Here is a 10,639-nt window from a genome sequence, read left to right on the forward strand (position 1 = left end):
ATTGCAAGCACGCTAACATTTTCTCGCTCGGGTTGTCTTGGCGGCCTCTGGGCCGGCCATGCCTTGGTTTGTCTGGTGTGAATATCCGAAGGTTTCGCTGCGGCGGCTGGCGGTTTCGCCTGACGGCGACTTACTTTTTTACAAGCGCCAAAAAAAGTAAGCAAAAAACGCTTGCTCCTACGTTCGGCCCTCGCAGGCTCGGGTTCCTTCGCTCCGGGACTGATCCGGGCGCAGCGGCTCCGGTTTGCTTCGCTGCACCTCCTTCCGCTGTGTCTGGCTGCGCCAGACGGTCGCTGCGCTCCCACCCCCGGATCAATCCCTCCACTCAGCCTTCCGACGTCGCCGGTGGATCAAAAGCACTCGAGCTAACGCTCATTGTTGAGTGGGGCGGCTTCGCCGCGGGCAGCTGCGCTGCCTTGCTTTTGCTTTTGTGGGAGCGAGCCTGCTCGCGAAGGCGGCCTGACAGCCGACCTGTTTCTCGCTGATGTACTCGATTCAAACTGTAGGAGCTGCCGAAGGCTGCGATCTTTTGATCTTGCTTTTGCTTTCTGTGGAAGCGAGCCTGCTCGCGAAAGCGTCTCCACTGCCAACCTATCTCTGCCAGATTCACCCCGTCCCTGTGGGAGCTGGCTTGCCAGCGAAGGCGGCCTGACAGCCAACTCACATCTTGCTGATGTACACGATCCAGAATTGTGGGAGCGAGCCTGCTCGCGAAAGCGGTTTATCTGACACCCGAATGTTGAACGTGCCGAAGCCTTCGCGAGCAGGCTCGCTCCCACAGACGTTCAATTGTGTGACGCGGGCTGATGGATTTCGTAATTATCCAGTACCCGATTCACCGCCAGTTCCGCCAGCATGATCACCTGTTGGATCGCCAATATCGTGTGCCGCTGTGGGCTGTCGACGTGGGCGGCGATGTCGCTGCTCATGATGCTCGCCGAGGCGAGGGATTCGCAGGCGTGGGCCAGCAGGCTTTCGTTGTCCTGGTCCGGGGCGACCTGGAACATGGTGCTGGGTTTGTGGCTTTGCTGCGCGGTGGTGGCCGGTTTGAGGTAGTGATCCTGCGCGCGCTCGGCGGCGTCGTGGAGTTTGTTCGAGTCAGGGGATTGGTAGGGTGAGGTGCTTGCGGATTCGGGGGGATTGGGTGTGGGTTTGAACATGGCAAAGATCCTTTTGGATTAATGGAGCTGCCATTTTTCGTTTTCCAGGCGAAAGGGGTGGCAGCTGTACGCGGACTGGAAAAACCGGCAAAGGATCAAACCCGGCAGACCCGAAGGTCTCCCACGTACAGCCGCCATAACTGAATACCGGCGCTGAAAGAGCGCGGCATTATGTCATGCGCTGTGATCCTGCGGGTTTTCCAGACCCGGTCGCTTATTCGTCAGCAACCACCAGATCCTAGCCAGCGCACGTCCGACGGACAACCTGCAAACCCTGTCGGAAAGTTCCTTGAAAACACCGCGATGTAGGAGCTGTCGTAGGCTGCGATCTTTTGATTTTTAAACAGCAAAATCAAAAGATCGCAGCCTCGTTGCACTCGTCAGCTCCTACACGAAGTCAGCGGTGTTTAAAGTCAGGTCGCAACGCGGACGCCAGCCAGGCTCCCGGTCAGTTCATACGCAACCAGTTCCGCCTGATGCGCCGCCAATATCTCCGGCAACGAGCCGCGCAAATATTCGACCCACGTTTTAATCTTCGCATCCAGGTACTGCCGCGACGGGTAGATGGCGTAGAGGTTGAGTTCCTGCGAGCGGTAGTTGGGCATCACGCGCACCAGGGTGCCGTTGCGCAGGCCTTCGATGGCGGCGTAGACCGGTAGCACGCCGACGCCCATGCCGCTGGTGATGGCGGTTTTCATGGCGTCGGCGGAGTTGACCAGGAATGGCGAGCTGTTGATGGTGACTGTTTCCTGGCCGTCCGGGCCGTCGAAGGCCCATTTCTCCAGCGGGATCACCGGGCTGACCAGGCGCAGGCAGGCATGGTTGAGCAGGTCGCTGGGTTTCTGTGCGGCGCCGTTGGCTTTTACGTAGGCCGGCGAGGCGCAGACGATGCTGTAGGTGATGCCCAGGCGTTGCGAGACGAAGCCCGAGTCGGGCAGTTCGCTGGCGAGCACGATGGACACGTCGTAGCCCTCGTCGAGCAGGTCCGGCACGCGGTTGGCCAAGGTCAGGTCGAAGGTCACGTCGGGGTGGGTCTTGCGGTAGCGGGCGATGGCGTCGATGACGAAGTGCTGGCCGATGCCGGTCATGGTGTGCACTTTCAACTGGCCGGCCGGGCGCGCGTGGGCGTCGCTGGCTTCCGCTTCGGCTTCTTCGACGTAGGCGAGGATCTGTTCGCAGCGCAGCAGGTAGCGTTTGCCGGCCTCGGTCAGGGCGATGCGCCGGGTCGTGCGATTGAGCAGGCGGGTTTGCAGGTGGGCTTCCAGATTGGAGACCGCGCGCGAGACGTTGGCGGTGGTGGTGTCCAGTTGCACGGCGGCGGCGGTGAAGCTGCCCGCTTCGGCAACACAACTGAAGGCGCGCATGTTTTGCAAAGTGTCCATGGGGTGCTCTCAAGGGAGATGGCAAATTGTGACACGAAGTTTCAGGGGCTGAGACCCCCGACCAAGGGATTATCTCGTTAACCGTAACAAAGATTCACAGAAATCCCAGCTTATCGCCGCAGAGGCAGCTCCATAGAATTGCGCCGATCCCTGTAGGAGCTGCCGAAGGCTGCGATCTTTTGATCTTTTAAAAGACAACATCAAAAGATCGCAGCCTTCGGCAGCTCCTACACAAATCCCTCGATTGATCCCTTTCTCAGGAATTCGCAGCTGTGCCGCGTCGCATCAACAGAGCGCTTTTGCCGCTCAGTGTTCTGGCTTTAACCCTGGCTCTCGGCGGCTGCATCTCAACCCAAGGCATTGCCCCTCACGGCGAAACGCTTGCGGCCGATTCACTGGCCACCGATGCAGCCATTGCCGACGCAGCCAAGGACGCCCATTGGCCCACTGCGCAATGGTGGCAAGCGTTTGGCGACCCGCAACTCAATCGCTGGATCGACCTCGCCGTGCAGGGCAGCCCGAGCATGGCCATCGCCGCCGCGCGGGTGCGTCAGGCCAAGGCCATGGCCGGTGTTGCCGAAGCAGCCGAGGCGTTGCAGATCAATGGCGAATCGACCCTCAAGCGCCACAACTGGCCGACCGACCAGTTCTACGGCCCCGGCGATCTGGCCAACACCACCACATGGGACAACAACGCAGCGCTCGGCTTCAGCTACGCCCTCGACCTCTGGGGGCGGGAGCGTAATGCCAGCGAACGGGCGGTGGACCTGGCCCATGTGAGCGTGGCCGAGGCGCGCCTGGCGCAGCTGGAATTGCAGAACAATATCGTCCGCGCCTACATCGAGTTGTCGCTGCATTACGCCCAGCGCGACATCGTTGCCGCGACACTCCAGCAGCAACAGCAGATTCTCGATCTGGCGCAGAAACGCCTGAGCGGCGGGATCGGCACGCACTTCGAAGTCAGCCAGGCCGAAACGCCGTTGCCGGAAACCCATCGCCAGCTCGATGCGCTGGACGAGGAAATCGCCCTGAGCCGCAACCAGATTGCCGCGCTGGCCGGTAAAGGCCCGGGCGCAGCTGCGCAACTGCAGCGGCCGACGCTGTCCCTCGCGGCGCCGTTGAAGTTGCCCTCGGCATTGCCCGCCGAACTGCTCGGGCAGCGTCCGGACGTGGTCGCCAGTCGCTGGCAAGTGGCGGCGCAGGCGCGCGGTATCGATGTCGCTCACGCCGGGTTTTACCCCAATGTCGATCTGGTCGGCAGCCTCGGCTACATGGCCACGGGCGGCGGCGCGCTGGAGTTTCTGACCGGCAAGAAACTCAACTACAACGTCGGCCCGGCGATCTCGTTGCCGATCTTCGACGGCGGTCGACTGCGTGGCGAATTGGGCGAAGCGGCGGCCGGTTATGACATCGCCGTGGCGCATTACAACCAGACCCTGATCAACGCGCTGAAGAACATTTCCGACCAGTTGATCCGTCGCGAATCGATGGACAAGCAGCAGGAGTTCGCTGCCGAATCCGTGGCTGCCGCAAAGAAGACTTACGACATCGCGATGATCGCCTACCAACGCGGCCTCACCGATTACCTCAACGTGCTCAATGCGCAGACATTGCTGTTCAAACAGCAGCAAGTGCAGCAGCAGGTGCAGGCGGCGCGATTGAGTGCGCATGCCGAATTGGTGACGGCATTGGGTGGCGGCCTTGGTGCCGGTGATGACGTGCCGACAGCCGCGCAGACCCAAGCCCCGAAAACCCCGGTTCTCTTGCGTTGAACACAGCCTCCATTGTGGGAGCGAGCCTGCTCGCGAAGAGTGCGTATCAGTCAATGAACATGTTGCCTGACACGCCGCTTTCGCGAGCAGGCTCGCTCCCACAGGTTTCGAGTCCGCATTGCATGCCTGAGTATTTCCAATGACCTCCTTGCCCGCCCCTCTACGCTGGCTCCACTCCCTGGAATGGCGTCGCGGTTTCTTCGACTGGGCACGCAGCGACGGCGTGACCTGGGTGTATATCTTCAAGGTGTTGCTCGCCGCGTTTCTCACCTTGTGGCTGGCGATGCGTCTGGAATTGCCGCAACCGCGCACGGCGATGATCACGGTGTTCATCGTCATGCAACCGCAGAGCGGCCAGGTTTTCGCCAAGAGTTTCTATCGCTTCCTCGGCACGCTGGCCGGGTCGGCGATGATGGTCACGCTGATCGCTTTGTTTGCGCAGAACACGGAGCTGTTTCTCGGCTCGCTGGCGATCTGGGTCGGCATCTGCTCGGCCGGTGCCGCGCGTTGCCGCAATTTTCGCGCGTATGGATTTGTGCTCGCCGGTTACACCGCAGCGATGGTCGGTCTGCCGGCGCTGGCGCACCCGGACGGCGCCTTTATGGCGGCGGTGTGGCGGGTGCTGGAGATCTCGCTGGGGATTCTCTGTTCGACGCTGATCAGCGCGGCGATCCTGCCGCAGACCGCCAGCGCGGCGATGCGCAACGCTTTGTATCAGCGCTTCGGTGTGTTCGCGCTCTTCGTCACCGATGGCTTGCGCGGGCGCAGCAAAGCCGAGGCGTTCGAAGCCAGCAACGTGCGCTTCATTGCCGAAGCCGTCGGCCTGGAAGGCTTGCGCAGCGTGACCGTGTTCGAGGACCCGCACATGCGCCGGCGCAACGGTCGTCTGAGTCGTTTGAACAGCGAGTTCATGGGCATCACCACGCGCTTCAACGCCTTGCATCAGTTGCTTGAACGCCTGCGCGGCAATGGCGAAGAGCACGTCGTGGCAGCGATCAAACCGGGCTTGCAGGACCTCGCCGAAGTGCTCGACAGCTTCAGCGGTCGCGCCCTGACCAGCCCCGATGCGGCCCGTTTGGCGACCGCGTTGGCCAGCTACAAGGAAGGTCTGCCGGCACGTGTCCGAACCCTGCGCGGGATCTTTCAGGACACTGCTCCGAGCGAAGCCGAACAACTGGATTTCCACACCGCCTACGAATTGCTCTACCGCTTCGTCGATGACCTGCACAGCTATGCGCAGACCCACGCGTCTTTGGCTGAGCACCGCCACGAACGCGAGCGCTGGGACGAGCCGTTCACCCCGCAAACCAACTGGTGGGCGGCGGCCGCGTCGGGGATTCGTGCCTCGTTCATCCTGATTGTGTTGGGCAGTTATTGGGTCGCCACCGCGTGGCCGAGCGGGGCGACCATGACCCTGATCGCCGCCGCCACCGTCGGCCTTTCCGCCGCGACACCGAACCCCAAGCGCATGGCCTTTCAAATGGCCTGCGGGACTTTTCTCGGCGCACTGATCGGCTTCGTCGAGATGTTTTTCATCTTCCCGTTGATCGACGGTTTCCCCTTGCTCTGCGTGATGCTCGCGCCGGTGATCGTGCTCGGTTCGTTCCTCGCTTCACGACCGCAATACGCCGGTGTCGGCCTCGGGTTGTTGATCTTTTTCAGCACCGGTTCGGTGCCGGACAACCTCACGATTTACAACCCCTACACCTTCATCAACGACTACATCGCCATGGTCATGGGCATGCTCGTGTGTGCGGCGGCGGGGGCGATTATTCTGCCGCCGAACAGTCGCTGGCTGTGGCAGCGCCTGGAGCAGGATCTGCGCGGGCAAGTGGTCTACGCGATCAGCGGCAGACTCAAAGGCCTGGCCTCAAGTTTCGAGAGCCGCACCCGCGATCTGCTGCATCAGGCGTACGGCCTCGCGGCAGGGCAACCGAAAGTGCAGAAGAGTCTGCTGCGCTGGATGTTCGTGGTGCTGGAAGTCGGCCACGCGATCATCGAGTTGCGCAAGGAACAGGCGATCCTGCCGGTGCACCCGGCGTATGCCGAATCGCAGCCGTGGCGCCAGGCAATCCGGGTGATGGGGCGTGCGCTGGTGCGCCTGTTTCTGCAGCCGAACGCCAGCAATCTCGAACGTGCACTGGTGGCGGTCGATCATGCGATCAGCCGCGTCGCCGCCACCGATGAGCCGTTTGCCCCGCACTTCGATACCTCGGCGTTGCGGCGGGTGAAAAGCTACCTGCACTTCATCCGTACCTCGCTGCTCGACCCGCAATCACCGCTCGCCCAATTCGCTCCCGCCAGGCCCGAAGGACTCGCCCATGCCTCGTGAAATTGCCTTCCACGGCGTGTACATGCCGACCATGACCCTGATGTTTTTCATTGCTGCGGGATTGGCCTGGGCTGTGGACCGCTTCCTCTCGGGGTTCGACCTGTACCGTTTTTTCTGGCACCCGGCGCTGCTGCGTCTGAGCCTGTTTACCTGTCTGTTCGGCGCCATGGCGCTGACTGTCTACCGTTGAGAACATCTTGATGAAAAAGTTTTTCAGCCTGCTCGCGACCCTGCTGGTGCTGGCCCTGGCGCTGTGGATCGGCCGCACGTTGTGGGAGCACTACATGAACACGCCGTGGACCCGCGATGGCCGCGTGCGCGCCGACATCATCAACGTCGCCGCCGACGTCACCGGGGAAGTGGTTGAAGTGCCGGTGCGCGACAATCAATTGGTGAAGAAGGGCGATCTGCTGATGCGCATCGACCCCGAGCACTACCGCATCGCGGTCAAGCAGGCGCAGTCACTGGTGGCTTCGCGCAAGTCGACCTGGGAAATGCGCAAGGTCAACGCCCACCGCCGCGCCGACCTCGACAATCTGGTGATCTCCAAGGAAAACCGCGACGACGCCAGCAACATCGCCGACGCCGCGCTGGCCGATTACCAACACGCCCAGGCGCAACTGGAAGCCGCCGAACTCAACCTCAAACGCACCGAAGTGCGCGCGGCGGTGGACGGCTACGTGACCAACCTCAATGTGCATCGCGGCGACTACGCGCGCATCGGCGAGGCGAAAATGGCCGTGGTCGACATGAACTCGTTCTGGGTTTACGGCTTCTTCGAAGAAACCAAACTGCCGCATGTGAAAGTCGGTGACGAAGCCGATATGCAGCTTATGAGCGGCGAAGTGCTCAAGGGCCATGTCGAGAGCATTTCCCGCGGCATCTACGACCGCGACAACCCGGAGAGCCGCGAGCTGATCGCCGATGTGAACCCGACGTTCAACTGGGTGCGGTTGGCCCAGCGGGTGCCGGTAAGGATTCACATTGATGAAGTGCCGGAGGGCGTTTTGCTGGCGGCGGGGATTACTTGCACGGTCGTCGTAAAGCAGGACGACATCAAATAGCGAGTATCAACAAGGGTAGTGTGGCGAGGGGCGCTTGCTCCCGCTTGAGTGCGCAGCGCTCACCTTTTGCGGGCCGCCGCGCCGCCCGGCGGGAACAAGCTCCCTCGCCACAGCTGGGTATGTATCAGTAGAACTTGCTGACCACCCGTAATCCGGATTCGATGGTTTCGTCGACCGACAGCTCTTGATCTTCCATCAGCGAGACGATTCGCTTGTCATTCGCGATGTTCGCGTGAGGTAATTTCAGCTGAGCGGCGCGATTGATCACGATGTAGCTCATTACGTCGCCACGGCTTTTGGTGAACGGCTGTTTGATAGCCGTCAGCATGGTTTGCTTCACATAGTCGTAACGCTCGACTGACGACATTCCTTTGAAGGTATCCGGATAGTTCTGATAGATATCGGCGGAGTATCGTCCGACGTCTTCTTCACGCGCTTCTTCGATCAATGCTTTCTTGCTGGTGACCTGGGTCAGGAGCTCGCTGTAGAGCTTGTCGCCTTCTGCGATCTGAGCGGCGTTCATCTTGGCCTTCAGGTCATCGCCAGCCGCGGTGTCTTCGGCATTGGCCATGATTCTGGTCCAGGCGTAGGCGGCGCTCAGATTGCCCTGCTCCTCATATTGCTCGATCAATATCTGCTGGGATTCGGCATATCCGTGCAGCGAGGAGCGCTCGAGCCAACGAGTGGCGAGCGCCACATCTTTCTTGGCCCCGACTGTGCCGAATTTGTAGCTCTCGTACATACCGTACTCAGCGCACCAGTCGTTCTGCATCGCCGCATAAGCCATGTAATTGAAGGCTTCAGTGTTACGTTGGTCGGCGCTCAGGGTGCTGTCGTAACGGGTAGTCATCGACAGGTAGCAGAACGCGCGAGTGTGCTTTGGGGCGGCCATGACCATGCAGGTTTTGGCATCCTTGTACTCGCCGTTTTCGTATAGCTGGTAGCCCACGCCGTACAGAATGTCGCTGTCCATCTGCGCATTGCAGTGCTCGTTGGCGGCAACGACCGGTAGCACGTTTTGCAGGGTCAGTTTGGGCAGTGTGTCATTGAGGGAAGGTTCTTTGATTGCGCAGCCAGTTAGCAAGGTGAGCAGTGCCAGTGGCAATACGTGGAGGAGTTTCAAAAGCTGTTTCCTGATCTGAGTTGAAGCGTGTATGCAGGGCTCGTGTCAGGCAGGTCAACAAAGCAGCGACTGTTCCGGGCGGGAACAGTCGCGAGAGGAGAGGATCAGCAATTCCCTTGCTTCGATGCTTGCCCGAGCGACTCCTTGCGCTATTGGGATTACTTCAAGCATTGGAGGCTTCAAGTGACGCGCATTCTACGTGTACTGATCCGCTTGGCAATTTGATCGGTTGTAATCAAAGATTTCCACGCAACCCGAAGCGCTTCATCAACGTCGATTCCAGCAAACCCTTGGGCAACAACGTCGCCAACAACGGCAACGCGCGGCTGCCATTGCCGATGCGGAGCAAGCGTGGCGGTTTGCTCTGCTGCACAGCCTTGAGCAACTCGGCGGCAAACTCATTGGCCGGTGTCGGCTTGTCCTGCGATGCCTTGGCCCGTGCGCGAATGCCTTCACGCAGGGGAAACCACGGCGATTGCTCATTGATCAACTGTTCCGCTTCGTGCCCGGCATTCTTCGCGAAGCTCGATTCGATGGCGCCGGGCTGAACCTCCGTTACGCGGATACCGAACGGCGCCAGTTCCATGCGCAGCGCATCACTCAGCGCATGCACCGCCGCTTTCGAAGCGCAGTAGGCGCCGGCAAATGGTGTGACCAGCACGCCGGAAACACTGCCGATATTCACCACCAGCCCCTTGGCCCGGCGCAGTACCGGGAACAGCGCGCGGGTGACACCGACAATCGAAAACACATTGGTTTCGAACTGGCGCTGCATGGCCGCGACACCGCCGTCGAGCAGCGGCCCCATCGCGCCGTAGCCGGCGTTGTTGATCAACACATCGAGGCCGCCGTGTTGCTGGTTCAGGCGCTCGGTGAGTTGCTCCAGCGCGGCGCCATCGTTGACGTCCAGCTGAATCGCGGTGAAACCGGCAGCGCTGAGCGCAGCGACGTCTTCAGCCTTGCGCGCACTGGCCCACACTTCGTAGCCGGCTGCTTTGAACGCATCGGCGAGGGCGCGGCCGATGCCGCTGGAACAACCGGTAATCAACGCAACGGGCATGGCGCATTCCTTGTGCAAAAAAGTCGGGGGAGGGGATCAGTCAGAGAAACTACCCTGCAAATGCTCGGCGCGAAACTCCAGGGTTTGCGGGCGATAGCCGGGGCGCAGTGGCGGCAGCGGCAGGCAGTCTTCCCAGGTAGCGCCGGCCTGCAGTTCGCCGGGGCCGCGATAGCGTGGGGCGGTGTATTGATTGTCGGCCAGGTTGACCGTATCGCCCGGCGCATAGGCAGCGATGCGCCAGCGCAGCTCGGTCAGCGGCACATCGTTGCCGTTGTTCATTTTCAATTGCAGCGGACGGTCGGCCGGGCATTGTTCGGGAGCATAAGCGATGCGCAATTCCAGGCGCGCCAGCTGTTTGACCTCGCGGTTGTCCAGCCACACCACCCACATGGCTACGAAGCCGAGGCCGATGGCAGCGGCCACCGACACCGGCAAGGCCTTGGCCGGGTAGCGCAGCAGCAGGATCAGCCAGGTGATGACCAGCAGGATGCCGATGAACATGTCGGATAACCTCGCAGAGACAGAGAGGCATCCTACCTAAGCGTAGGTGAGGTTGGCGATGGGCATCGGGACTTGAGCCGTCAGACCGGCGTCTTCGCGAGCAGGCTCGCTCCCACACTTGAAACGCATTCCCCTGTGGGAGCGAGCCTGCTCGCGAAGAGGCCATTTCTGGCGACGCTGAATCAGCACAAAAAAAAGCCCCCGCCCAGCCCGCTGCGGATAGGGAACGCAACGGGCTGGACGAG

At 61.1% G+C, this 10,639-nt stretch carries 9 protein-coding genes; 4 read left to right on the plus strand and 5 right to left on the minus strand.

Going from position 1 to position 10,639, the window contains the following annotated elements; all coding sequences use genetic code 11:
- Positions 1 to 785: 785 nt before the first annotated feature.
- Both D6877_RS06440 and D6877_RS06445 read right to left on the minus strand, forming a co-directional pair.
- A complete protein-coding gene (locus tag D6877_RS06440; protein ID WP_130910240.1) occupies positions 786 to 1,160 on the minus strand; it encodes a DUF6124 family protein in 375 nt (124 codons plus the stop codon).
- Positions 1,161 to 1,573: 413 nt separating this feature from the next.
- On the minus strand, positions 1,574 to 2,542 hold the full coding sequence (locus D6877_RS06445; RefSeq protein ID WP_039759257.1) for a LysR family transcriptional regulator: 969 nt from the start codon (positions 2,540 to 2,542) through the stop codon (positions 1,574 to 1,576).
- A 272-nt stretch (positions 2,543 to 2,814) separates the two neighbouring features.
- Between D6877_RS06445 and D6877_RS06450 the strand changes: the two genes are divergently transcribed.
- The 4 genes from D6877_RS06450 to D6877_RS06470 all read left to right on the plus strand — a co-directional run bounded on the left by D6877_RS06450 (position 2,815) and on the right by D6877_RS06470 (position 7,710).
- Positions 2,815 to 4,314 carry an efflux transporter outer membrane subunit gene (locus tag D6877_RS06450; RefSeq protein ID WP_130910241.1) on the plus strand — a complete coding sequence of 500 codons (1,500 nt, stop codon included), beginning with the start codon at positions 2,815 to 2,817 and terminating at the stop codon, positions 4,312 to 4,314.
- A 139-nt stretch (positions 4,315 to 4,453) separates the two neighbouring features.
- Positions 4,454 to 6,646, plus strand: a complete 2,193-nt coding sequence (locus D6877_RS06460) for an FUSC family protein (RefSeq protein WP_130910242.1) — start codon at positions 4,454 to 4,456, stop codon at positions 6,644 to 6,646.
- Complete coding sequence (locus D6877_RS06465) at positions 6,636 to 6,836, plus strand: DUF1656 domain-containing protein (RefSeq protein ID WP_016771611.1); 201 nt, start codon at positions 6,636 to 6,638, stop codon at positions 6,834 to 6,836. The genes D6877_RS06460 and D6877_RS06465 overlap by 11 nt, the downstream gene beginning before the upstream one ends.
- A 10-nt stretch (positions 6,837 to 6,846) precedes the next feature.
- A complete protein-coding gene (locus D6877_RS06470; RefSeq protein WP_130910243.1) occupies positions 6,847 to 7,710 on the plus strand; it encodes an HlyD family secretion protein in 864 nt (287 codons plus the stop codon).
- A gap of 124 nt (positions 7,711 to 7,834) precedes the next feature.
- On the opposite strand, the gene D6877_RS06475 is transcribed toward D6877_RS06470, so the two are convergent.
- From D6877_RS06475 to D6877_RS06490, 3 genes are all read right to left on the minus strand, one after another.
- Positions 7,835 to 8,833: a sel1 repeat family protein gene (locus D6877_RS06475; protein ID WP_130910244.1), complete on the minus strand. Its 999-nt coding sequence runs from the start codon at positions 8,831 to 8,833 to the stop codon at positions 7,835 to 7,837.
- 235 nt (positions 8,834 to 9,068) lie between these two features.
- Positions 9,069 to 9,893, minus strand: coding sequence for an SDR family oxidoreductase (locus D6877_RS06485; RefSeq protein ID WP_130910245.1), 825 nt, complete (start codon positions 9,891 to 9,893; stop codon positions 9,069 to 9,071).
- Positions 9,894 to 9,929: 36 nt separating this feature from the next.
- Entirely contained in the window at positions 9,930 to 10,394 is a 465-nt protein-coding gene (locus tag D6877_RS06490; protein WP_130910246.1) for a multidrug transporter, read from the minus strand.
- Positions 10,395 to 10,639: the final 245 nt, after the last annotated feature.

It is taken from the genome of Pseudomonas sp. Sample_9 (genome assembly GCF_004307535.1).
GTDB lineage: Bacteria > Pseudomonadota > Gammaproteobacteria > Pseudomonadales > Pseudomonadaceae > Aquipseudomonas > Aquipseudomonas mercuritolerans.

Excerpts from the sequence above, each read along its gene's own strand:
- D6877_RS06440 (WP_130910240.1), bottom strand. The coding sequence starts at position 1,160 with ATGTTCAAACCCACACCCAATCCCCCCGAATCCGCAAGCACCTCACCC.
- D6877_RS06445 (WP_039759257.1), bottom strand. The coding sequence starts at position 2,542 with ATGGACACTTTGCAAAACATGCGCGCCTTCAGTTGTGTTGCCGAAGCG.
- D6877_RS06460 (WP_130910242.1), top strand. The coding sequence starts at position 4,454 with ATGACCTCCTTGCCCGCCCCTCTACGCTGGCTCCACTCCCTGGAATGG.
- D6877_RS06465 (WP_016771611.1), top strand. The coding sequence starts at position 6,636 with ATGCCTCGTGAAATTGCCTTCCACGGCGTGTACATGCCGACCATGACC.
- D6877_RS06470 (WP_130910243.1), top strand. The coding sequence starts at position 6,847 with ATGAAAAAGTTTTTCAGCCTGCTCGCGACCCTGCTGGTGCTGGCCCTG.
- D6877_RS06485 (WP_130910245.1), bottom strand. The coding sequence starts at position 9,893 with ATGCCCGTTGCGTTGATTACCGGTTGTTCCAGCGGCATCGGCCGCGCC.
- D6877_RS06490 (WP_130910246.1), bottom strand. The coding sequence starts at position 10,394 with ATGTTCATCGGCATCCTGCTGGTCATCACCTGGCTGATCCTGCTGCTG.